This is a genomic window from Methylobacterium haplocladii (assembly GCF_007992175.1).
GTDB lineage: Bacteria > Pseudomonadota > Alphaproteobacteria > Rhizobiales > Beijerinckiaceae > Methylobacterium > Methylobacterium haplocladii.
The window spans coordinates 39,445-62,099 of sequence record NZ_BJZT01000007.1 but is presented as its reverse complement, the minus strand read 5'-3'; the positions used below and the strand labels follow the sequence as shown (position 1 = coordinate 62,099).

The following is a 22,655-nucleotide window of genomic DNA, read 5'->3' as shown; positions in this document are numbered from 1 at the left end:
CGCGACACTCGCTGATGGGCTGCCACCGGCGAGGCGCCGGTGGTGGCAGGACCGTTCCATTCGAACGGTCCTGCCTTTGAGCCTTACGATGCCTCGACGGTACTGATCCCATAGCGCAGCCACACGGTCCCGCCGTCGAGTTGCTCGCAACCCGTCAATGTCAGCCGGCACTTGGATGCCAGACTCTCGTCCTCACCCCCCTCGACGTCGAACAGGGCCGGAGTGCCGATGAGCCCATCGACGGCCGGCGCGACGAGAAGGCTCAGCTCGTCCACCACGCCGGCCTTCAGCATCGAGCCGTTGATGCGCCCGCCGCCTTCCACCAGCAGCCGCGCGATGCCGAAATGCTGGCGCAGCTTCCGGAGGGCCAGCGGGAAGTCGACAGTTGTTTCGCCGGCTATGATGTAGGACTGGCCTCCCGCACGCAGCCGCCGCAGGTGGTCGTCCGAAACGGCGGCGGTGAGCACGACGACGACGTGGTCGCCCTCGATGTCGTTGCGGGCACCCCAGTCGAGGCGGCCGTGGGCGTCCAGCGCGATCGCGTAGGCGGCGGCGTCGGTCCGTGCGATGTGGTCGGAGCGGTCGATGGCCTCGCTGGCGTCGGGCTGTTCGGACAGCGGCTTCGCGCTGTCGGCATAGCCCTGCATGGTGATGCGGCCGCACATCCAGGCGTCGCCGTCGAGGCGCTCGTGGATGGTCTCGTAGTGGTCGTCGGCGTCGAGAGTCGTCCAGCGCCGCGTCTTGATGCGGCCATCCACCGAACTCGTCATGTGACAGATGACGTGGGGACGCTCGGTCGTCGTCATGCGGGACCTCTTCCGGAAGTGGAGTCGGTGGCGGCAACTAGATTGCGCGCACGCGACGGCCAGGGCGCGTGTTTGCAACCCTGCCCATCCGCGCGCTATCGACGTTGGCCTTTGCCACGTTACCGATCGAGGAAGTCCGATGCCCGACCTGACGCTCTCCGCGGCACAGACCCTCGTTGCCACAGCGCTTCAGACCGCGCGTGAGCGCGACCTGAAGCCGCTTTGCGTGGTGGTCTACGACGCCCGTGGCGCCCTCAAGAGCCTCGCGGCCGAGGACGGCACCTCGCTGCGCCGCGCCGAGATCGCGCGGGGCAAGGCCAATGGCGCGCTGGCGCTCGGCCTCGGCTCGCGGGCCATCGCCAAGCGGGCCGAGGCCCAGCCAGAATTCGTGGCGGCGGTGAGCCATCTCGTCGGGCCGGATGCGTTGGTGCCGGTGCCCGGCGGCGTGCTGATCCGTGACGTCGAGGGCCGCCTGCTGGGCGCGGTCGGCATCTCCGGCGACACTTCGGACAACGACGAGATCTGCGCGGTGGCCGGTATCGAGGCCGCGGGCTTTCGCGCGGAGACCGGGGCCTGACAGAATGACCCATCCGTCATTGCGAGCCGGAGGCGACGCAATCCAGGGCCACACCCGTGACGTCGGCGCGTTGGCCCTGGATTGCTTCGCTGCGCTCGCAATGACGGGCGAGGCGCGAGCCGGGCGCCCATGACGATCGCCCGGCGCTCCTGGCTCAAGGGCAGTGCGGCGCTGGGGCTCGGCCTGTCCCTGGGGCAACCCGCGCAGGCTAGCACCAAAAACTACCGGCGCGGCAACGATGCCGATCCGGAGACGCTCGATCCGCACAAGGCCTCGACGGTGGCCGAAGCGCATATCCTGCGCGACCTCTACGAGGGGCTTCTCACCTACGACAACTATGGCACGATCATCCCGGGTGCGGCCGAGAGCTGGATCGTCTCGGACGACCGCCTGACCTACACGTTCACCCTACGCTCCGACGGGCGCTGGTCGAACGGCGATCCGGTCACGGCCGAAGACTTCGTGTTCGGCCTGCGCCGCATTCTCGATCCGAAGACGGCGGCGAAATATGCCGAGGTGCTCTATCCGATCCGGGGCGCCGCCGCGGTGAACCGCGGGGAGGCGGCGCCGGAGACGCTCGGCGTGACCGCGCCGGATCCGCGGACCGTGGTGATCGTCCTCGCCGAGCCGGTGCCCTACCTGCTCGAACTCCTGACGCACCAGACCTCGCTGCCGGTGCACCGGCCCTCGATCGCGCAATACGGCGACGCCTTCACCCGGCCCGGCCGGCTCGTCTCGAACGGCTCCTACGCCCTCGTCGACATGGTGCCGAACGACCGCATCACGCTGACGAAGAACCCGCATTTTCGCGACAGCGCCGCGATCCCGATCGAGACCGTCGCCTTTATCCCGACGCCGGATCTCTCGGCCGCCGTGCGGCGCTACGCGGCCGGCGAGGTCGATTCCCTGTCGGACCTTCCGGCCGACCAGATGGTGTCGCTGCGGCGGCGCTTCGGCGATCAGGTCCAGCTCAGCCCGGTGCTGGGATTGATGGCGATCGCGGTGAATGTGCGGAAGAAACCGTTCGACGACGTCCGCATCCGCCGCGCGCTGTCGCTGATGATCGACCGCGAATTCCTAGCCCAGGCCGTCTGGGGCGAGACCATGGGGCCGGCCTACTCGCTCTGCCCGCCGGGCCTCGACAACTACCGCGATCCACCGGAACTGCCGGGCCGCGAGATCCTGCCGATCGACCGCGAGGAGCAGGCGCGGGCGCTGCTGGCGGAGGCCGGATACGGGTCCGGCAAGACACCGCTCACAATCGAGTACCGCTTCAACACGACCGACAACAACCGCAACACGGCGGTGGCGCTGGCCGACATGTGGCGCGGCCTCGGCATCGAGACCCGGCTCGTCAACACGGACGCCAAGACCCACTTCGCCTACCTGCGGGACGGCGGCGATTTCGACCTCGCCCGCTACTCCTGGTACGCCGATTATGCCGACCCGCAGAACTTCTTGTTTCTGCTGAAGACCGGCAATGACGGGTTCAACGCCGGGAAGTGGTCGAGCCCGACATTCGATGGATTGCTGGTTAAGGCTGCCTCCGAGCGCGACGTCGCCCGGCGCGCCGGTCTCCTGTTCGAGGCGGAAACCATCGTGGTGAACGAACTGCCTTGGATCCCGGTGCTGCACTACCGCTCGAAAGCGCTGGTCTCGCCCCGGCTGCATGGCGTCCACCCGAACCTGCGCAACGTTGCGCCGACGCGCTTTCTGTCGCTGTCGTAGGTGAGTAATGTCCAACGCCGTCATTGCGAGCGCAGCGAAGCAATCCAGGGCCGCGTGTGTGACGTCGGCCTGTTGGTCCTGGATTGCTTCGCCTGCGGCTCGCAATGACGGTGTGTGTGCGGGACATCCCGGCCGATGATCGCCTACGCCCTCCGCCGGCTGCTTCAGGCCATTCCGACCCTCTTCGTCGTGGTGACGCTGAGCTTCTTCCTGATCCGGCTCGCCCCCGGCGGCCCGTTCGATCTGGAACGGCCGCTGCCGCCGGCAGCGATGGAGAACCTCAAGCGGCTCTACGGGCTCGATCAGCCGCTGATCGTGCAATACGGCCGGTACCTGCTCTCGCTGGCCAAAGGCGATCTCGGGCCGTCCTTCTCGTTTCGCGACCTCACCGTGAATGATCTCTTTGCCCGCGGCCTGCCGGTTTCGGCGACGCTCGGAAGCCTCGCCTTGGCGCTGGCCCTCTTGCTGGGGCTGGGCTTCGGCACCCTTGCCGCCTTCCGGCGCGGACGCATGGCGGACCGCCTCGTCGGGATCGGCGCCTCTCTCGGCCTCGCCGTTCCGACCTTCGTCACGGCCCCGTTGCTGCAGATCGTCTTCGGGCTCAGCCTCGCCTGGCTCCCGGTCGGCGGCTGGGACGGCGGCAACCCCAGAAACCTGGTGCTGCCGGTGATCACCCTGGCGCTGCCGCAGATCGCCGCCATTGCCCGGCTCACGCGCTCGGCCCTCAACGAGGTGCTGACGCAGCCGCATATCCGCACGCTCCGCGCCATGGGTCTGCCTCCCTGGCGCGTCGCCCTGCAGGCCCTGCGCGGGGCGCTGCTCCCGGTACTCTCGACCCTCGGCCCGGTGGCGGCAGCCCTGCTGACCGGCTCCGTCATCGTCGAGACCATCTTCGGGCTACCGGGGATCGGGCGCTACTTCGTCGATGGGGCGCTGAACCGGGACTACACGTTGGTGATGGGGACCGTGGTGCTCGTCGCGGTGATGGTGGTGGCGTTCAACCTCGTTGCGGATCTGCTGGCGGCCGTCTTGGACCCGCGGCTGAGGCTCGGGGCATGACAGCTGGTGGGACGGCTCTCCAAACAAGCCCCCGCTTCCTGAGGTGTCGCAGCGACGAGAACGCCTCGCAGGCGGCCCCAAGGGATCGCGCGGCTGGCTGGAGGCCTCCTTCGAGGCCAGCTGCGCGGGCACGTCAGCATGAGCGAACCGAGCCGGAGAGCCGCCACGGCCGCGAATGTTTCACGTGGAACATTCCGGTCCGATGAGCACCGCTACCCCGGCTACATCGCTCGCCGGCCTCGCCCGCCGACGCCTGATCCGCAACCGCCCGGCCTTCGCAGCGCTTCTCACGCTCGTTGCGGTGGCCCTCGCCTGCCTGCTCGGTCCGTTCATGACGGGCCACACGCCGGAGCGGATCTATCCGGATCTCGTGCGGACCGCGCCCGGCTTCGAGGCTCATCCGCGGCCCGAGACGGTGCGGCCGGCGATCGACCGGCTCGCCTTCCGCATGCGACTGACCGTCGAGGATTTTTCGGAACGGGACGGTATCGTTCGCCTCGCGCTCACAGCCTCACAAAGAATCGACGAGCGCAGCCTGAGCTACCTGCCCCGCTCCGACCTGTTCGGGCCGCCGACCATCCTGGAACGCTCGGAAGACGGACGCCGGCTCGTCGTCGAGGCACGCGTCCAGAAACTGCATTTCCTGCTCGGCACCGACGTCCTCGGGCGAGACCTCCTCACCCGCTGCCTCGTGGCGGGCCGCATCTCGCTGCTGATCGGCCTGACGGCGACCCTCGCCGCGCTGCTCGTCGGCGTCACCTATGGAGCGGTGTCGGGGATGCTCGGCGGGGCAGTCGATGCGCTGATGATGCGCGTGGTCGACATCCTCTACGCCCTGCCCTTCGTGTTCTTCGTGATCGTGCTGCTGGTGTTCTTTCGCGCCGGCCTCTGGCTGGTACTGGTGGCGGTGGCGGCGGTGGAGTGGCTCGACATGGCCCGCATCGTCCGTACCCAGACGATGAGCCTCAAGAGCCGCGATTTCGTCCGCGCGGCACAGGCGCTGGGCCTGACCACGCCGGCCATCCTCGCCCGCCACATCGTCCCGAACACGTTGGGACCGATCGTGGTGGCCGCGACGCTGCTGGTGCCGCGCGTCATCCTGCTGGAGAGTTTCCTGTCGTTCCTCGGTCTCGGCGTGCAGGAGCCGGCGACTTCGTGGGGTGTGCTGATCGCGGAAGGCTCGCGGGCACTGGAATCCGCGCCCTGGATGCTCGCCGCTCCGGCTGGCCTTCTGGTGGTGAGCCTCGTCAGCCTGAACCTGCTGGGCGATGGGCTTGCCGATGCGCTCGATCCACGCCTCAGCGAGCCGCGCTGATGGCCTCCGCCGTCATGTAGCCCTGGTAGATCACCCGCACCGTGCGCCGCTCGGTCGGGAGATCCGAGAGCGCGATCGTCTTGGAGCCCGGCCGCTGCGTCAGGTTTGCGGCGGCGGTGACCCTGGTGGGGCGTAGCGCCCAGCGCTCGGCACCGGAGAGGTCGACGACCGCGCGGTCACGGCCCAGCGTACCGTCCGCGGCCTTCGGAGGAGCGGCGGTGATCCCCATGGCTCCGGTCAAGCCCGCGGCCAGAAGCAGGGTGGTGATGCGAAGGGTGGCTGACATGGTGGCATGGCCCGTGAGACGAGCCATTGAGCCGTCACGCGCCTTTCCGACCCGATGAGTCCGAATCGATTCGCCGTGCGTTCCCACAACTGTCTTCAAGCAAAGTTAACGAGGCGTCATGGCGAGCAAGGTCGAAGGCCAATCCGGGGCCACGGCGCCCGAGCGCGTGCCGATGGGCACCGTGATCGACACCGATATCGCCGCCCGGCTCGACCGACTGCCCTGGGGCCGCTTCCACGTCCTCGTCATTATTGCACTCGGCATCACCTGGGTGCTCGATGGGCTCGAGGTGACGCTGGCGGGCTCCCTCGTCGGGGCGCTCCGCAAGGCGCCGATGTCCTTTTCGGAATTCGATGTCGGGTTGGCGGCGAGTTCCTACCTCGTCGGCGCCGTCGTCGGCGCGCTCGGCTTCGGCTGGCTCACAGACCGGATCGGCCGGAAGAAGCTCTTCTTCATCACGCTGGCCCTCTACCTCGTGGCGACGGCCGCCTCCGGCCTGTCCTGGGACATCTGGAGTTTTTGCGTGTTTCGCTTCCTGACGGGGGCGGGGATCGGCGGCGAGTACACCGCGATCAACTCGACGATCCAGGAGCTGGTCCCGGCCCGCGTGCGCGGCTGGACCGACCTCGTCATCAACGGCTCGTTCTGGATCGGCGCGGCGCTGGGCTCCTTCCTCTCCATCGCCGTGCTGAAGCCGGAATGGGTCGACCCAGTCTATGGCTGGCGCATCGCCTTCTTCGTCGGCGGCGGAATCGGCCTCGTCATCCTGTTCCTGCGAAGCTGGATCCCCGAGAGCCCGCGCTGGCTCGCCACCCACGGCTACACGGCGGAGGCCGACCGCGTGGTCTCGGGCATCGAGAAGCGCTTCACCGACGAGGGCATCACCCTGCCGCCGGTCGATCCGAAGAAGCGGATGAAGGTGAAGACGCGCAGCCACACGCCGCTTTCCGAGGTCGCCTCGGCCATGCTGGTGACGAGCCGGACGCAGACCTTCGTCGGCCTCGCCCTGATGATCGCGCAGGCCTTCTTCTACAACGCCCTGTTCTTCACCTACGCTCTGGTGCTGGAGCGCTTCTACGGCGTGCCCGGCGACAAGGTCGGCTGGTACCTGCTGCCCTTCGCCCTTGGCTCCTTCATGGGCCCGCTGCTGCTCGGGCGGCTGTTCGACACCGTCGGCCGGCGTCCGATGATCGCCTTCACCTACGGTATTTCGGCGGTGCTCCTCGCCGTCGCGGGCTACCTGTTCAAGATCGAGGTGTTCGGGCCCGTCGGCCAGACGGCAGTGTGGATGGTGGTGTTCTTCTTTGCGTCCGCCGCGGCGAGTTCGGCTTACCTCACGGTGGCCGAGACCTTCCCGCTGGAGATCCGGGCGCTCGCCATCGCCACCTTCTACGCCATCGGCACCGGCATCGGCGGCGTGTCCGGTCCGCTGCTGTTCGGCGCTCTCGTGGAGAGCGGCTCTCGCGATTGGGTGCTGGTCGGGTACCTCATCGGCGCCGCGCTCATGGCGGTGGCCTCCGTGGTGGGGTGGATCTGGGGGACGGCGGCCGAAGGCCGTTCGCTGGAGGACGTCTCGAGGCCGCTCGCGGCTGCCTGACGGTCTGCCTGTCGGCCCGGAACCCTGCTATCGAGCGGTAGGCGATGCGGACGAGGTGACGGGTCGATGCGTTTGGGACTGCCTGTCATCGACCCCGCCGGCGTCATTGCGAGCGAAGCGAAGCCATCCAGGGCCGCAATCGCGACGTTTGCGCGATGGCCCTGGATGGCTTCGCCTGCGGCTCGCCATGACGGAGGCGTCGCATGACCGCCGTCCGTCCCGGCGACATCGAGGGCCTGCTGCGGCGAGGCCCCGAGCCGCGCATCCTCGTCGTCCTCGTCTACGGCCCCGATACCGGCCTGGTGGCCGAGCGCGCCGCCAAGCTGGTCAAGGGCATGGGCGCCGACCCCGACGACCCGTTCGCGATGGTGAAGCTCGACGGCGACACCCTCGCCTCCGATCCGGGCCGTCTCGTCGACGAAGCCGGCACCATCGGCCTGTTCGGCGGAAGCCGCACGATCTGGGTGCGGTCGGGAAGCCGCAACTACGCCCCCGCCGTCGACGCCGTGCTCAAGAGCGAGCCGGAGGGCGCCCGCATCGTGGTCGAGGGGGGCGATCTGGCAAAGTCCTCGCCGCTGCGTACGCTCTGCGAAAAGTCGTCCCGCGCCCTCGCCATCCCCTGCTACGCCGACGACCCACGCGCCCTCGCCGAGCTCATCGAGGCGACCCTGCGCGAGCGCGGCCTCGGCATCGATCGCGATGCCCGCGAACTCCTCGCCACCAGCCTCGGCGCCGACCGCCGCGCCAGCCTGTCGGAGATCGAGAAGCTCGCGCTCTACGCGGCCGGCCGCGAGCGGGTCGAGATCGAGGACGTTGAGGCCATCGTCAGCGATGTCGGCGCGAGCGTGCTCAACACGCTGATCGACGCCGCCTTCGCCGGCCGGATGGCGGAGGCCGAGCGTGAATCGCGGCGCTTCCGCCAGGAGGGTCTAGACGCGTCGGTGATGCTCGGCGCGGCACTCCGGCACGCGCTGGCCCTGCTCGCCGCCCGCCTCGACGACCCCGGCGGCACCCCGGGCAGTCTCGTCGCCAACTGGCGCGGCCTGCATTTCCGCCGCAAGGCGATCATCGAGACCCAGTTCGCCCGCTGGTCTCCCGCCGGCCTGCGCCAAGCCGTGGCAGCTTTGCAGGAGGCGGTGCTGGCCTGCCGCCGGGCCGAGGCCGGTCTCGCCCATGCCCACGCCTCGGCCGCGCTGCTGCGCATCGCCGGGGCTGCAGCGCGGCGGGCAGCTTAGCCAGCACTAACTCTCCGGCGTTTCAGGTTCGGCCCCGAATTGCCTCGCCTGTAGTGCGCGCGATGACGGAGATAGTGCCGACCAGACCGCCACGACGATCGACCAAGGACAGGCTGGCGGCTTCGGTGCCGGGGCTGAAGCGGGCACCGTGAGGGTTCGGCTCTCAGAAATGCCCGGAGCGGGTGACGAACAGTCCGGCGAGCAGGAAGCAGAAGCCGCCCAGGGCCAACAGCATCTCGTTTCGCGGGGTCCTCTCGCGGAAATGCGCCACGGCTCCGCTCCCGCACAAAGCCGCACCGACCCCGATCGCCAAAACGCCCATGCATCGTCTCCGTCTCGTCAATGAGACCACGGTCGTCATTGACCGGGAAACGGGTCCTGCCTTCGACACGCCGAGCGTGCCTGCCGCAGCTCGCGGAGGCGCTGGTTGGGAAGGCAAGGGGAACCGTTCAGAATTCGTTAATGCAACGACGGTGCCAGGAATGGGCTCGGGTCTTGATGCCGACACATGTTGCGCGGCCGGATCTTCGCGATGACGGCCTCGGCCGAAGGCGGGATCGATCGGGTGCTGGAGACCCGTGTCGCAACATCCCGGCTCCGTTGACGATTCGGCTCGGGCGCGCCTAATCACAGGCATGTCCTTCGATCTTTCCCGAAACTTCGATGTCATCGTCGTCGGCGGCGGCCATGCCGGTGTCGAGGCGGCCTCGGCCTCTGCACGGACCGGCGCCCGGACGGCCCTGGTGACGCACAAAGCGGCAACCATCGGCGCGATGTCGTGCAATCCGGCCATCGGCGGACTCGGGAAAGGGCATCTGGTCCGCGAGGTCGATGCCCTCGACGGATTGATGGGCCGGGTCGCCGACGCTGCCGGTATCCAGTTCCGTCTGCTCAACCGACGCAAGGGACCGGCCGTCCGCGGCCCCCGCACCCAGGCCGACCGCAAGCTCTATGCGGCCGCGATGCAGGCGGCAGTCGCGGAAACCGCAAACCTCACGGTGGTCGAGGGTGAGGCCGACGACCTCGTTCTGCGCGAGAACGTCGTTACCGGAATCGTGCTGACGGATGGGCGCACGCTCGCGAGCCGGGCCGTGGTGCTGACCACCGGCACCTTCCTCCGCGGGCTGATCCATATCGGCGAGCGCCAGATCCCGGCAGGCCGGGTCGGCGAAGGGCCGGCGATCGGGCTGGCCCACACCCTCGACCGCCACGGCTTCCGGCTCGGCCGCCTCAAGACTGGTACGCCGCCGCGCCTCGACGGCACCTCCATCGACTGGGCCTCGCTGGAGATGCAGCACGCCGACGCGGATCCGGTGCCGTTCTCGTCGCTCACGGACACGATCACCAACCCGCAGATCGCCTGCGGTGTGACCCGCACGACCCTCGCTGTGCACGACATCATCCGACAGAACCTGCAGCGCTCGCCGATGTATTCCGGCGGCATTTCGAGCCGCGGCCCGCGCTACTGTCCCTCGATCGAGGACAAGGTGGTCCGCTTCGGCGACCGCGAAGGTCACCAGATCTTTCTGGAGCCCGAGGGGCTCGACGATCCGACGGTTTACCCGAATGGCATCTCGACGGCCTTGCCGGAGGAGATCCAGGCGGAGATCATCGCCGCGATCCCCGGGCTCGAACGCACCCGCATCGTGCGGCCGGGCTATGCCATCGAATACGATTACGTCGACCCCCGCGAGCTCGACCCGACGCTGCAATCTCTCCGCCTGCCCGGCCTGTTTCTCGCCGGCCAGATCAATGGCACCACCGGCTACGAGGAGGCGGCAGCCCAGGGCCTCGTCGCCGGCCTCAACGCCGCGCGGCTTGCCGATGGCTCCAGCCTCACGGTCTTCGACCGGGCCGAATCCTATCTCGGTGTGATGATCGACGACCTCGTCACCCATGGGGTGAGCGAGCCCTATCGCATGTTCACCTCGCGCTCGGAGTACCGGCTGAGCCTGCGCATCGACAATGCCGACGAGCGGCTGACCGGTCGGGGCCTGGCCCTCGGCTGCGTCGGCGCGCGACGGGAGGAGCACTTCACGGACTCGCAGGCGGCTCTATCGGCCGTGCGCGCCCGGCTCGACGCCCTCAGCCTGACGCCGAACGAGGCCGGCGGGCATGGTATCGCCCTCAACCGCGACGGCCTGCGCCGCAGCGCCTTCCAACTCCTGTCTTATCCCGAGATCGGCTGGGGACGCCTCGCCGCGGTCTGGCCGGAACTCGCCGCCGTGCCGCCACGAGTCGCCGAACGGCTGACCACGGACGCCACCTACGCCGTCTACCTCGACCGGCAGACCGCCGACATCGCCGCCTTCCGGCGCGAGGAGGCCGTGCGCCTGCCGGCACAGCTTGCCTATGATGGCATTGCCGGGCTTTCGAACGAGATGCGCGTGAAGTTGGAGGCTGTGCGCCCGGCGACGCTCGGGCAGGCAGCGCGCATCGAGGGCGTGACCCCGGCGGCGTTGACCCTGCTGGCGGCGCATGCGCGGCGAGGCAGAGGCGCCGGGACGACGGCAGTCTAGAGAGACGGGATTTGGATATCCCACCCAAGTCTTCACCCTGAGGTCCCGAAGCGCAGCGGTGGCCTCGAAGGGGCATCCATTTTGCGCTGAGGCTATTGGAGGACCCTTCGAGGTCCCCTTCGCGGGCACCTCAGGGTGAGGACTTGGGTCGGGCGAATGTGAAAGTCGATGGCAGCCACCGAGCGCGAACGAGTCCTGGCCGAGCACGATGTTTCACGTGAAACATCGCGACGACTCGACATCTACGTGGAGCAACTGAAGCGCTGGCAGACGGTGAAGAACCTCGTGGGGCCGGCGACGCTGTCGGAGGTCTGGACGCGTCATGTCGCCGACGCGCTGCAACTCCTGGCGCTCGCGCCCAACGCGACGCGCTGGCTCGATCTCGGCTCGGGCGCCGGCATCCCCGGCCTGATCCTGGCTATCGCCGGGCGCGAGCGCAAAATGTTTCACGTGAAACTTTTGGAGAGCAACGCGCGCAAATGTGCCTTCCTCACCGAAACCGCCCGCCTGACCGGCGCGCCGGTCACGGTGCTGAACGCCCGCATAGAAACCGTCATCGCGGAGCAGACCGACACGGACGTCGTCTGCGCCCGTGCACTTGCACCTTTGGCCCAACTGCTCGATTGGACCGAGCCCCTGTTGAAAACCGGTACGATAGGGCTGTTTCCGAAGGGGCGTGATGCAGCCACGGAATTGACCGAGGCACTGCGTAAGTGGAGTCTCACCTACGATTCGATCCCGAGCCGGACCGACTCTCAGGCGCGGATCCTGCGAGTCACGGCCCTCTCCCGCGTGGATTCATGACCGATCCGAGACGGCCCCTGCGCATTCTGGCGCTCGCCAACCAGAAGGGTGGCGTCGGCAAGACTACCACCGCCATCAATCTCGGCACGGCGCTTGCCGCCATCGGCGAGAACGTGCTCGTCATCGATCTCGATCCGCAGGGCAACGCCTCGACGGGCCTCGGCATCGACCGCCGCAACCGTGATGTCTCGACCTATCATGTCATGGCGGGCGAAGCTTCGCTCGCCCAGGCCATCGTGCCGACGGCGGTACCGCGCCTCTCGGTGGCGCCCTCGACCATGGACCTGCTCGGCCTCGAACTCGAAATGGCGAGCCTGCCCGACCGGGCGCATCGCCTGCGCGGCGTGCTGCAGGACATCAAGGCCCACCCCGCGACACAGGCCGTCACCTACGTCCTGATCGACTGCCCGCCCTCGCTGAACCTGCTGACCATCAACGCGCTGGCCGCCGCCGACGCCGTGCTGGTGCCGCTGCAATGCGAGTTTTTCGCCCTCGAAGGCCTGAGCCAGCTCCTGCGCACCGTCGACCAGGTCAAGACCGCGCTGAACCCGCGCCTGGAGATCCAGGGCGTGGTGCTCACCATGTACGACCCGCGCAACAACCTCTCGACCCAGGTCGAGGCGGACGTGCGGGGTTTCCTCGGCGACAAGGTCTACGGCACCACCATCCCGCGCAACGTGCGCGTCTCGGAGGCGCCTTCGCACGGCAAACCGGTGTTGCTCTACGATCTGAAATGCGCCGGCTCGCAGGCCTATCTGCGCCTCGCCTCCGAGGTGATCCAGCGCGAGGGCCGCCTGCCGCCGCCCGCCGCCGCCGCCTGAACACACGAACAGCGTAACGGAGTACCTCGATGGCGATGGCGGATGACACGGCACGGCCGAGGCTGGGACGCGGTCTCGCAGCCCTGATCGGCGACTTTCCCACCGAGACCCGCGGCACCTACGACCGTGAGCAGCGCAAGGTCGCGGTGGAGTTCCTGCGGCCGAACCCGCGCAACCCGCGCCGCAGCTTTTCGGAGATCGAGCTCAAGGAGCTGTCCGAGTCGATCCGCATGCGCGGCGTCATCCAGCCGGTGGTGGTGCGGCCGCTGCCGGGCGTACCGGGCACCTATGAGATCGTCGCGGGTGAGCGCCGCTGGCGCGCGGCACAGATCGCCGGGCACACCGAGGTGCCGATCGTCGTCCTGCACCTCGACGACAAGGCCTCGCTCGAATACGCGATCCTCGAGAACATCCAGCGCGCCGACCTCAATGCCATCGAGGAGGCCTCGGGCTACGAGCGCCTGATGAGCGAGTTCAAGTACACGCAGCGCGAACTTGCCGAGATCTTAGGGAAAAGCCGCAGCCACCTCGCCAACACGCTTCGCCTGCTGCAACTCCCGGCAGTGATCCAGGACCGTGTCACCAACGCAGAAATCAGCGCCGGTCATGCCCGTGCCCTGCTGTCGGTGCGCGATCCCGAGGCCGTGGCCCGGCGTATCGTCAGCGAAGGTCTGTCGGTGCGCGAGATCGAGGCGATCGCAGCCGCCGAGGCCGATGCGGACGCCAACGCCCCGGAAGCCATGCACGCCGCGAGCACGCGTCGTGTCGCGGAGAAGGATGCCGGCCTCCGCACCCTGGAGCAGACGCTCGCCCGGGCCCTCGGCTTCGGCGTCTCCGTGAAGGCCCGCCCCACAGGCGAGGGCGAAATCCGCATCCGCTACAGCAACGCCGACGAGTTCGAGACGCTTTGCCGGAAGCTCGATGCGGGCGTGGCCTGACACCAGACCACACCACCGTCATTCCGGGGCTCGCCGAAGGCGAGAACCCGGAACCCACCGGTGATGCGCGGCTGGTACGTGCCGTCGAGGCCAGTCGTAGGTTCCGGGTTCCGCTGCGCGGCCCCGGAATGACGGGTGTCGGGCACCCAAAACACCGTTTCCTGCCCCTCCCCCACCTTCGTCATTGAATCGTCACCGAGCATCCGGCAACAGGGCGCGGCCAACCCCAGCGGAGCCGTTGCCCCATGGACTTCCATCGCCGCTTTACCGTGCTGATGTGCACGCCGACCTTCGACCCGGACGATCTCGAAGGCGTGCGCGTCAACCAGATCGTGGCGGCGGTCGAGGGCCGGGGCTTCGAGGTGATCCGGGCGCGCCGCGTCGAGGACGCCTCGATCGCGGTGCAGACCGACGCGGCCATCGGCTGCATGGTCGTGGACTGGGGCAAGCGCGGCCTCGACGGCAAGGCGGCGGCGCTCATCGACATGATGCGCAAACGCGGCCTGGAGATGCCGATCGTCATCATGGTGCGCCGCAAGCGGCTGGAAGACATTCCGGTCGAGCTGCTCGACTTCATCGACGGCTACATCTTCCTCGCGGAAGAGACCCCGGAATTCATCGCCCGCGGCCTCGTCAGCCGGGTGACGCAATATGCCGAGACCCTCAAGACGCCGTTCTTCGGCGCGCTCGTGGACTACGCCGAGATGGGCAACCAGCTCTGGACCTGCCCGGGCCATAACGGCGGCATCTTCTACAACCGCTCGCCGATCGGCCGAATCTTCGTCGAGCATCTCGGCGAGGCGATCTTTCGCGACGATCTCGACAACTCGGTCCTCGATCTCGGCGATCTGCTGACCCACGAGGGTCCGGCCCTGAAGGCCCAGAAGGAGGCCGCCGCGATCTTCGGGGCGGAGAAAACCTACTTCGTGCTCAACGGCACCTCGGCCTCGAACAAGGTCGTGCTCGGCTCGCTCGTGGCCGAGGGCGATCTCGTCCTGTTCGACCGCAACAATCACAAGGCCGCCCATCACGGTGCCCTGATGCTCGCCGGCGGCATCCCGATCTTTCTGGAGACCGACCGGAACGCCTATGGCCTGATCGGGCCGATCTATCACGACGCCCTCGACGAGAAGGCGATCCGCAAGAAGATCAAGCACAACCCGCTGGTGACGGACAAGGAAGCCTGGCGGCGCGAGCGGCCGTTCCGCGTCGCGGTGATCGAGCAATGCACCTATGACGGCACGATCTACGACGCGCGGATGATCGTCGAGAAGATCGGCCACCTCTGCGACTACATCCTGTTCGACGAGGCCTGGGCGGGCTTCATGAAGTTCCACCCGCTCTTCGCCGGCCACTTCGCCATGGGCCTGACCGGGCTCGACGAGACCTCGCCGGGCGTCATCGCCACGCAGTCGACCCACAAGCAGCTCGCGAGCTTCTCACAAGCCTCGCAGATCCACACCAAGGACAGCCACATCCGCGGTCAGACGCGGCGCGTCGAGCACCGCCGGCTCAACGAGAGCTTCCTCGTCCACGCCTCGACCTCACCCTTCTACCCGATCTTCGCCTCGCTCGACGTCGGCGCGCAGATGATGAAGGGCCGCTCCGGCATGATCCTGTGGGACGACACGATCCGGCTCGGCATCGAGTGGCGCAAGAAGGTTCGCGCCATCCGCCGCGAGTTCGAGGAGAAGGAGGGCGACCCGAAGCGCCGCTGGTTCTTCGACCCCTTCGTGCCGGATCTCGCGACGAATGCCGATGGCGACGAGGTGCCCTGGGAGAGCCTGCCGACGGACGTGCTCGCCTCGGACCCGAAGCACTGGGAACTGAAGCCCGGCGCCCGCTGGCACGGCTTCACGCAGGTGGCGCCGGGCTACGCCATGACCGACCCGAACAAGCTGACGGTCCTCACGCCCGGCTTCGACCGGAAGACCGGCGATTATGCCGAGCACGGCGTGCCGGCCCCGATCGTGGCGCAATATCTGCGTGAGAACCGCATCGTCGCCGAGAAGAACGACCTGAACTCCCTGCTCTTCCTGCTCACCCCCGGCGTCGAGTCGTCGAAGGCCGGCACGCTGATCTCGGGCCTCGTCGCCTTCAAGCGCCTGCACGACGACAACGTGCCGCTCGAAGAGGCCATGCCGGAATTCGTCCGGCGCCGGCCCAACCGCTATCAGGGGGTGCGCCTGCGTGATCTCTGCTCCGACTTCCACAACTTCCACCGGGAGGCCGGCACCTCGAAGCTGCAGCGCAAGCAGTTCGAGCCCAACCACCTGCCGGAGATGGTGATGGCCCCGAAGGCCGCCGCCCAGATGCTGACCCGCAACCACGTCGACTTCGTGCCGATCGCGGAAGCCGAGGGCCGCGTCGCCACCACGCTGATGCTGGTCTATCCGCCGGGCATCGGCACGGTGCTGCCCGGCGAGCGCCTGGACGAGCGGGCCAAGCCCATGCTCGACTACTTCAAGATGTTCGAGCGCTCCGCCAACCTGTTCCCGGGCTTCGAGGCCGAGATCCAGGGCGTCTACCGCCAGGTCGAGCCGGACGGGCGCATCCGCTTCTTCACCTACGTCCTGCGCGAGGGCCAATGACGGCGCAGCCGGCGGTTCCGGCCGCGCACTGGCCCGACATCGTCATCCGGCCGTCCTCGGACGGCGACGTCGCGCCGATGGTGGCGATCTACGAGCACCACATCCGCCGCGGCGTCGGCGATGTCGGCGACTTCGAAGAGGAGCGCCTGCTCCCCGACGATCTCAAGCGCAGGCGCAAGACCATGCGCAAGAAGCGTCTGCCCCACCTCGTCGCCGAGTGCATGGGGCTGGTGGCGGGCTATGCCTACGCCGTGCCGTTCCGCAAGCGCCCGGCCTATCGCTACACCCTCAAGCACTCGATCTACGTCCACCCCGACCACCTGCATTCCGGCATCGGCCGGCGCCTGCTGCCGGCCCTGATCGAGGCCTGCTCGGCCGGCGGTTACCGGCAGATGATCGGCTATATCGACGCCCGCAACGAGGCCTCGCTCCGCCTGCACGAGGCCTGCGGCTTCACCCGAGTCGGATACCTGCCCGCCATCGGCTACAAGTACGGGCGCTGGAGCGACAGCGTCATGGTTCAGTGCCCGCTGGGCACCGGATCGCAGGACCAGCCCGCGGCCTGGGGCCGGCCACCGGAGCCGGTGCTGGTGGTGACGGGCGATCCGTTTCCGGAGGCTTGATGGCCGTTGAGACGACGACCCGCCGGCGCGCCCTCGGGCTGCTCACGGTAGCCGTGATCGTCGGCACGGTCGCGGCATGTGGCAGCGCGACGGGTCTCCCGCCCGACCCGCCGGGCGTCGAGCCGGCGAGGACCGGGGCCTTCAGCGAGGTCGTCCGCACGGCCGACCGGGACGCGCAGGCGGCGATCGTCGAACAGCTCGCCTCGCGCTTCGGCAAGAACCTCCGCGTCCTGCCGCGCAGCATCGACAGCGATGCCGACCCCGCACCGATCAAGGATTACTACGACAAGGCGATGATCGCCGGGCAGGGCTGGAAGGAGTTCGTCCTCACCGAGAACCCCGTCGCCTGGTCCTTCGCCTATACCAGCCCGGACAACCGCTCGGTCCTCGCCGTAGTGGCGCTGAACCCGCGCTTCGCTCCGCAAGGCGGCGGCAACGTCCCATTCTCGATCCTGACGAATTTGCCGGAGACCGGTGGCCGCTGATCGGCTTTCGGATGCACGGCGACCTCCTTCCGTCATTGCGAGCGAAGCGAAGCAATGACGGGGTCAGCGGCGAGGTGCCGATGGCGCGGGACCGCCCGTCGTCCTTGATGTCCCCCGATCGAGCAGCCGTCCCCCCGCCAGCCCGTTCAGCCCGATGATCACGGCAACCGCCAGCGCATGCATGGCGAGGTCGCTCGCCGTCGCATCGTGCGGATGGAACGGCACCAGCAGGGCCGCGGCCGCGCCGGCCGTAGCAAGGCCGGCGAGCGCCGCCGTCAGGTTCGGTCGCGTCGGGCAAGCCCGGCGCAGCATCAGCACCAGCAGCACCGAGAGCGGCAGCGAGACGCCGAGCAGGAAATACAGGCAGCCGCGCATTTCAGCCGTGTCGGCGATGTTCGAATCCGGCGCGATCCAGGCCCGCAGGCAGCCGAGGCTGCTCGCGCCGATCCAGAGTGCCAGCGGGGGTAGCGGCAACAGCGCCCAGAGCCGCGAGCGGCCCGGCACGCTGGTCTGGAAGGCGGCGAGCGCCGCGCAGAGCGCGGTCAGCACCGCGCCGATCGCCGCGACGCAGAGATCGGGAACGCCGAGCCGCTCGCGCATAGCGTGAAGGTCGGCGAGGGGAGACAGCACAACGGCCAGAGCCAGCACGGCGGCGAACCAGCCCAGCGCCCGAAAGGTAGGCGGCGCGAGCCGGCGTACAGGCTTGAGGTCCCCGGCGAGGTCGTCGACGAGGCTGTCGAGGCGGAGAGAATCAGACATCCCCATCCCTCCTATCCTGGGCGAGCGCCGATCGCAGCGCCTTCAAGGCGCGGTGGAGGTTGACCTTGAGCGCGCCGGTGCTGCGCCCCGTCAGCGCGGACGCCTCGGTCAGGGAACGCTCGCGCAGGCTCAGGTGCTCGACGGCCTGCCGCTGCCCCTCGGGCAGGGCCGCGACCGCCCGTGCCAGCCGGGAGTTGCGCTCGCGCTCCTCGACGCCCTGGCCCGCTGCGGGCTGGCTGTCGTCGGCGCGGCCCTCGTAGGCGATCGGATCGTGCGCCTCCTTCGGGCGCCGGCCCTGATGGCGCAGCAGGTCGACGGCCCGCCGCTGCGCGATGGCCCGCAACCAGGGCAGGAACGGCCGGGCCGGATCGTAGCTCGCCCGAGCCCGGTGCACCGTCATCAGCGTGTCCTGCACCACGTCCTCGACCGCCTCGCCCCGGATGCCCTTCGCCCGCGCCGCCGCCGCGATCACCGGCATGCAGGCGCGCAGCAGATCGCGATAGGCATCGGCGTCGCCGGCCTGCGCCGCCGCCATCGCCGCCGACAGCGTCTCTTCGAGCCCGTTGGCTGATCCGGCGCGCCTTTCCATGCGCATTGTTAGCGCTCGGAGCCCGCCCACGGGAAGCAGAGATGCCGGTGCCGTGCCAGCGGAGTGGACGTGGAGCGCGGCTCCGGTCGGGGAGAGGTGCATCGCATGATCCGATCGGCCGGGTACGGCACCCGGCCAGGACGGGAGGGGCGCGTCAGTGCTTCTGCATCGAATCCGTCTTGCCGTCGGATTTCATCATGCCGTCCTTGTGCATCGAATCCTTCTTCATGGCGTCGCCCCTCATCATGGTGTCCTTCTTCATCGCATCGCCCTTCATCGCGTCGGCCTTGGGCGCCTGTTCCTTCATCGGCTCGACGGCGAGGGCAGGGAGGGTTGCGACGGACAGCGACAGCAGGGCCGCCGACAGGACGGTCATCACGGGGTGGCGCATCGGGAAGATCTCCAGGGTTTGGGAGGGACCCGCTCCGGGCGCCTCGACGACTCATTCGCGCCGGCCTGCCGCCGGTTACAGGCGCGCCGCGCCCAGGATCCGGCCATCCGCAGCCTGGACGATCACCGCGGCGTCCTCGCCCGCCGGCACCGCCTCGTTGACGCTAAGCGACGACCCGCGCCAGGCGCCGACCTCGCGGATCGAGCGGACGATGTTCGATTCCGTCAGCGTGCGGCCGCTGTTCTCGCCACGCCCGACCGGGGTGGTGCGCCGCCTGTCGAAGCCGACGAGCAGCACACGGCCTGCGCCGGCGCCCTGCCCCACCGCGATCGCCAGTCCGGCTCCGCTCCGGCTGACGCTCACCGGCACGCCGTCCGATGCCTGCTCCTTCGCTTGGGCAATGGCCGCTCCGGCCTCGCCCCGGCGGGACCCGATGACGCTGCTGCGCCCGTCGATCACCATCTGCGGCGTGAACGCCGTCTCGCCGAGTCGGCCGGCATAGCCTTCCTGCCGCGCGGTCGCCGCTGCCAGCGCGTACGGGTCGCGCCAGCCGAGGCCGTTCCAGTAGGTCACGTGGAAGGCCAACGGCAGCACGTCGCGCCGGCTCGTCAGATCGGTGAGATAGGCATCGGCCGGCGGGCAGGACGAGCAGCCCTGCGAGGTGAACAGCTCGACGACGACGGGCCGTTCCGCCGCCCGCGCGACGGGCGCCGCGAGCAGGGCGGCGGCGAGGAGGAGAGGGCGCATGGTTCGGATCCTGAGGGACACGAACCCGACTTCGCCAGGCCGCATCGCGCGGTTACGCGCGGGCTCGCTTGACACCCCCTCCCCCACCCCTAAACGGTCCGCACTCCTCGAAGCCCGGACCGACCATGTCGAGCGATGCCGATCTCGCGCCAAAGACCTCGTTCCAGGGGCTGATCCTCACGCTCCAGCGCTTCTGGGCGGCGAAGGGCTGCGTGATCCTGCAGCCCTACGACATGGAGGTCGGGGCCGGCACCTTCCATCCGGCGACGACGCTGCGCGCCCTCGGCCCCCGGCCCTGGAAGGCGGCCTACGTGCAGCCCTCGCGGCGGCCGAAGGACGGGCGCTACGGCGAGAACCCGAACCGGCTGCAGCACTACTACCAGTTCCAGGTGATCCTGAAGCCGAACCCGCCGAACCTGCAGGAGCTCTACCTCGAATCCCTCGCGGCGATCGGCGTGGATCTCGGGCTCCACGACATCCGCTTCGTCGAGGACGACTGGGAGAGCCCGACGCTCGGCGCCTGGGGACTCGGCTGGGAGTGCTGGTGCGACGGCATGGAGGTGAGCCAGTTCACCTACTTCCAGCAGGTCGCCGGCTTCGAATGCGCGCCGGTGGCGGGCGAGCTCACCTACGGTCTGGAGCGCCTTGCCATGTACGTGCAGGGTGTCGAGAACGTCTACGACCTGAACTTCAACGGCGGGCAGGGCGCGGAAAAAGTCACCTACGGCGACGTGTTCCTCCAGGCCGAGCAGGAATACTCGCGCCACAACTTCGAGGCCGCCGATACGGCGATGCTGTTCCGCCAGTTCACCGATGCCGAAAAGGCCTGCCGGAGCTATCTCGACGCGGGCGATCCAGGCGAAGGCCAGCGGCACAGGATGGCCCAGCCGGCCTACGACCAGTGCATCAAGGCGAGCCACGTCTTCAACCTGCTCGACGCCCGCGGCGTGATATCGGTGACCGAGCGCCAGAGCTACATCTTGAGAGTGCGCGAACTGGCCAAGGCCTGCGGCGCGGCTTGGCTGCGGACGGAAGCCGGCGGAGTCATAGCCGCCTGAGTCGAGGTCAGTAGCCGGCTCATAATGGCGACAATCACTGCGATTCCGTTATTCCGGGGCTGCGCAGCAGAACCCGGAATCCACCCGCGATGCAGCGCTGCGCCACGGCGTCGAAACCGGTCGTGGGTTCCGGGCTCGCCTGCGGCGCCCCGGAATGACGATCCGCGGAGCATCCTGCAATGCGCGGACCTGCAAGCCGCGTGGCGTCGATCCGAACCTGAGGCTCTCTCACGCCATGGCCGACGCGAACGACCGCCACGGCGTCACCCTTGCCGAAGCCACGCGGGTCTGGGCGCGGATCGCGCTCCTGAGCTTCGGCGGACCGGCCGGGCAGATCGCGGTGATGCATCGCATCCTGGTCGACGAGCGCCGCTGGATCGGTGAGCAGCGGTTCCTGCACGCCCTCTCCTACTGCACCCTCCTGCCCGGCCCGGAGGCACAGCAACTCGCGATCTATATCGGCTGGCTGATGCACCGGACTGCCGGCGGGCTGATCGCCGGCATCCTGTTCGTGCTGCCGGGCGCCGTGGCGATCATGGCGCTCAGCCTCGTCTACGTGGCCTTCGGCCAGACCGGCCTCGTCGCCGGGTTTTTCTTCGGTTTGAAATGCGCGGTTCTGGCCGTCGTCCTGCAGGCGGTCGTCCGGGTCGGGTCGCGGGCGCTGCGCAACGGCACCCTGCGCGCCATCGCGGCGCTCGCCTTCTTCGCGATCTTCGTCCTGTCCGTCCCCTTTCCGCTGATCGTCCTGGCCGCCGGGATCGCGGGCTATCTCGGCACCCGCCTGGGATCCGCCGCCTTCCAGGCCGGCGGCCACGGCGGGACTGGAGCCGCCGGTCTCTCCGACGCCGAGAGCCTGCTCGGCGAGAGCGTGCCGGCCCATGCCCGGCCCGATGCGGCCTGGTCTCTGCGCGTCGGGGCGGTGCTCGCGGCCTTGTGGCTGGCTCCGGTGATCGTCCTCGTCGCGGGGCTCGGCACCGGCAACGCCTTCGCCGACATCGCCGTGTTCTTCTCCAAGATGGCGCTCGTCACCTTCGGGGGTGCCTATGCCGTCCTCGCCTACGTGGCGCAGGCCGGCGTCGAGACCTATGGCTGGCTGAAGCCCGGCGAGATGCTCGACGGGCTCGGCATGGCCGAGACCACGCCGGGGCCGCTGATCATGGTCACGCAGTTCGTCGGCTTCCTCGGCGCCTATCGCGCGCCCGGCGGGCTCAATCCCTACCTCGCCGCAATCCTCGGCGGCCTGCTGACCACCTGGGTCACCTTCGTCCCCTGCTTCCTCTGGATCTTTGCCGGCGCGCCGTATGTCGAGGCGCTGCGGGGCAACCGGGCTCTGTCGGGCGCCCTCGCGGCCATCACGGCGGCCGTCGTCGGTGTGATCCTCAACCTCGCGGTCTGGTTCGCGCTCCACACCCTGTTCGCCCGCGTCGCGATCCTGCGGCCGGGTCTCGGGCTGGCGATCGAGGTGCCGGTGCCGGGGAGCGTGAACGGGCCGGCGCTCCTGCTGACGATCGCGGCGGTGGTCGCCGTGCTGCGCTTCAAGGCCGGGATGATACCGACCCTCCTCGCCTGCTCGGCCATCGGCATCGCCCTCCATCTCGCCGGCGTGGTGTAGATCCTCTCCCTTCGTCGACCCATGCCGTTCCCGGCTGGCCGGTTCGATGCAACAGCCCTTTCCCGGACGCCTCGGCGAGGCGGAAGGCGAACCGGGCCCCGGCCCGACGAGCGTC

At 68.8% G+C, this 22,655-nt stretch carries 22 protein-coding genes; 15 read left to right on the top strand and 7 right to left on the bottom strand.

The features are described from left to right. Nucleotides 1-83: 83 nt before the first annotated feature. Nucleotides 84-806, bottom strand: a complete 723-nt coding sequence (locus tag MHA02_RS04475) for a dihydrofolate reductase family protein (protein ID WP_147076930.1) — start codon at nucleotides 804-806, stop codon at nucleotides 84-86. A 139-nt stretch (nucleotides 807-945) separates the two neighbouring features. Here MHA02_RS04475 and MHA02_RS04470 point away from each other — a divergent pair, with 139 nt between their 5' ends. From MHA02_RS04470 to MHA02_RS04455, 4 genes are all read left to right on the top strand, one after another. Then, entirely contained in the window at nucleotides 946-1,383 is a 438-nt protein-coding gene (locus MHA02_RS04470) for a GlcG/HbpS family heme-binding protein (RefSeq protein ID WP_147076928.1), read from the top strand. A gap of 129 nt (nucleotides 1,384-1,512) precedes the next feature. Further along, nucleotides 1,513-3,111 carry a peptide ABC transporter substrate-binding protein gene (locus tag MHA02_RS04465; RefSeq protein WP_147076926.1) on the top strand — a complete coding sequence of 533 codons (1,599 nt, stop codon included), beginning with the start codon at nucleotides 1,513-1,515 and terminating at the stop codon, nucleotides 3,109-3,111. Nucleotides 3,112-3,246: 135 nt separating this feature from the next. Continuing rightward, on the top strand, nucleotides 3,247-4,170 hold the full coding sequence (locus MHA02_RS04460) for an ABC transporter permease (RefSeq protein WP_147076924.1): 924 nt from the start codon (nucleotides 3,247-3,249) through the stop codon (nucleotides 4,168-4,170). Between the two features lie 202 nt (nucleotides 4,171-4,372). After that, complete coding sequence (locus tag MHA02_RS04455) at nucleotides 4,373-5,485, top strand: ABC transporter permease (protein WP_147076922.1); 1,113 nt, start codon at nucleotides 4,373-4,375, stop codon at nucleotides 5,483-5,485. Here MHA02_RS04455 and MHA02_RS04450 read toward each other — a convergent pair. Beyond that, nucleotides 5,469-5,771 (bottom strand): hypothetical protein, encoded by a 303-nt coding sequence (locus MHA02_RS04450; protein ID WP_147076920.1) that lies wholly within the window; start codon nucleotides 5,769-5,771, stop codon nucleotides 5,469-5,471. The genes MHA02_RS04455 and MHA02_RS04450 overlap by 17 nt on opposite strands. 118 nt (nucleotides 5,772-5,889) lie before the next feature. Between MHA02_RS04450 and MHA02_RS04445 the strand changes: the two genes are divergently transcribed. Next, complete coding sequence (locus MHA02_RS04445; protein ID WP_147076917.1) at nucleotides 5,890-7,368, top strand: MFS transporter; 1,479 nt, start codon at nucleotides 5,890-5,892, stop codon at nucleotides 7,366-7,368. A gap of 203 nt (nucleotides 7,369-7,571) precedes the next feature. Beyond that, complete coding sequence (gene holA / locus MHA02_RS04440; RefSeq protein WP_147076915.1) at nucleotides 7,572-8,603, top strand: DNA polymerase III subunit delta; 1,032 nt, start codon at nucleotides 7,572-7,574, stop codon at nucleotides 8,601-8,603. Nucleotides 8,604-8,766: 163 nt separating this feature from the next. Here the strand turns inward: holA and MHA02_RS22000 are convergent, their stop codons facing one another. Then, a complete protein-coding gene (locus tag MHA02_RS22000) occupies nucleotides 8,767-8,925 on the bottom strand; it encodes a hypothetical protein (RefSeq protein ID WP_170249014.1) in 159 nt (52 codons plus the stop codon). Between the two features lie 313 nt (nucleotides 8,926-9,238). Between MHA02_RS22000 and mnmG the strand changes: the two genes are divergently transcribed. From mnmG to MHA02_RS04405, 7 genes are all read left to right on the top strand, one after another. Then, complete coding sequence (gene mnmG / locus MHA02_RS04435) at nucleotides 9,239-11,122, top strand: tRNA uridine-5-carboxymethylaminomethyl(34) synthesis enzyme MnmG (RefSeq protein ID WP_147076913.1); 1,884 nt, start codon at nucleotides 9,239-9,241, stop codon at nucleotides 11,120-11,122. A gap of 168 nt (nucleotides 11,123-11,290) precedes the next feature. Beyond that, nucleotides 11,291-11,926 carry a 16S rRNA (guanine(527)-N(7))-methyltransferase RsmG gene (gene rsmG / locus MHA02_RS04430; RefSeq protein WP_147076911.1) on the top strand — a complete coding sequence of 212 codons (636 nt, stop codon included), beginning with the start codon at nucleotides 11,291-11,293 and terminating at the stop codon, nucleotides 11,924-11,926. Continuing rightward, nucleotides 11,923-12,747 (top strand): ParA family protein, encoded by an 825-nt coding sequence (locus tag MHA02_RS04425; RefSeq protein WP_147076909.1) that lies wholly within the window; start codon nucleotides 11,923-11,925, stop codon nucleotides 12,745-12,747. Before rsmG ends, MHA02_RS04425 begins: the two co-directional genes overlap by 4 nt. A 35-nt stretch (nucleotides 12,748-12,782) precedes the next feature. Continuing rightward, a complete protein-coding gene (locus MHA02_RS04420; protein ID WP_147077083.1) occupies nucleotides 12,783-13,685 on the top strand; it encodes a ParB/RepB/Spo0J family partition protein in 903 nt (300 codons plus the stop codon). Nucleotides 13,686-13,930: 245 nt separating this feature from the next. After that, the gene (locus MHA02_RS04415; RefSeq protein ID WP_147076906.1) at nucleotides 13,931-16,276 is read left to right on the top strand and encodes an Orn/Lys/Arg family decarboxylase; all 2,346 of its coding nucleotides are present in this window, start codon (nucleotides 13,931-13,933) and stop codon (nucleotides 16,274-16,276) included. After that, entirely contained in the window at nucleotides 16,273-16,899 is a 627-nt protein-coding gene (locus tag MHA02_RS04410; RefSeq protein ID WP_147076904.1) for a GNAT family N-acetyltransferase, read from the top strand. The genes MHA02_RS04415 and MHA02_RS04410 overlap by 4 nt, the downstream gene beginning before the upstream one ends. Next, complete coding sequence (locus tag MHA02_RS04405; RefSeq protein ID WP_147076902.1) at nucleotides 16,899-17,384, top strand: hypothetical protein; 486 nt, start codon at nucleotides 16,899-16,901, stop codon at nucleotides 17,382-17,384. The genes MHA02_RS04410 and MHA02_RS04405 overlap by 1 nt, the downstream gene beginning before the upstream one ends. 63 nt (nucleotides 17,385-17,447) lie before the next feature. Here the strand turns inward: MHA02_RS04405 and MHA02_RS04400 are convergent, their stop codons facing one another. The 4 genes from MHA02_RS04400 to MHA02_RS04385 all read right to left on the bottom strand — a co-directional run bounded on the left by MHA02_RS04400 (nucleotide 17,448) and on the right by MHA02_RS04385 (nucleotide 19,870). Beyond that, nucleotides 17,448-18,143: an NrsF family protein gene (locus MHA02_RS04400; protein WP_147076900.1), complete on the bottom strand. Its 696-nt coding sequence runs from the start codon at nucleotides 18,141-18,143 to the stop codon at nucleotides 17,448-17,450. After that, nucleotides 18,136-18,732 (bottom strand): RNA polymerase sigma factor, encoded by a 597-nt coding sequence (locus MHA02_RS04395; RefSeq protein ID WP_147077080.1) that lies wholly within the window; start codon nucleotides 18,730-18,732, stop codon nucleotides 18,136-18,138. The genes MHA02_RS04400 and MHA02_RS04395 overlap by 8 nt, the downstream gene beginning before the upstream one ends. A 154-nt stretch (nucleotides 18,733-18,886) precedes the next feature. Further along, nucleotides 18,887-19,123, bottom strand: coding sequence for a pentapeptide MXKDX repeat protein (locus MHA02_RS04390; RefSeq protein WP_147076898.1), 237 nt, complete (start codon nucleotides 19,121-19,123; stop codon nucleotides 18,887-18,889). Between the two features lie 75 nt (nucleotides 19,124-19,198). Continuing rightward, nucleotides 19,199-19,870, bottom strand: a complete 672-nt coding sequence (locus MHA02_RS04385) for a DUF1223 domain-containing protein (RefSeq protein WP_147076896.1) — start codon at nucleotides 19,868-19,870, stop codon at nucleotides 19,199-19,201. A 125-nt stretch (nucleotides 19,871-19,995) separates the two neighbouring features. On the opposite strand from MHA02_RS04385, the gene MHA02_RS04380 reads away from it, so the two are divergent. Then, the gene (locus MHA02_RS04380) at nucleotides 19,996-20,928 is read left to right on the top strand and encodes a glycine--tRNA ligase subunit alpha (RefSeq protein ID WP_147076895.1); all 933 of its coding nucleotides are present in this window, start codon (nucleotides 19,996-19,998) and stop codon (nucleotides 20,926-20,928) included. 235 nt (nucleotides 20,929-21,163) lie between these two features. Then, on the top strand, nucleotides 21,164-22,540 hold the full coding sequence (gene chrA / locus MHA02_RS04375) for a chromate efflux transporter (RefSeq protein ID WP_147077077.1): 1,377 nt from the start codon (nucleotides 21,164-21,166) through the stop codon (nucleotides 22,538-22,540). The last annotated feature ends 115 nt before the right edge of the window (nucleotides 22,541-22,655 follow it).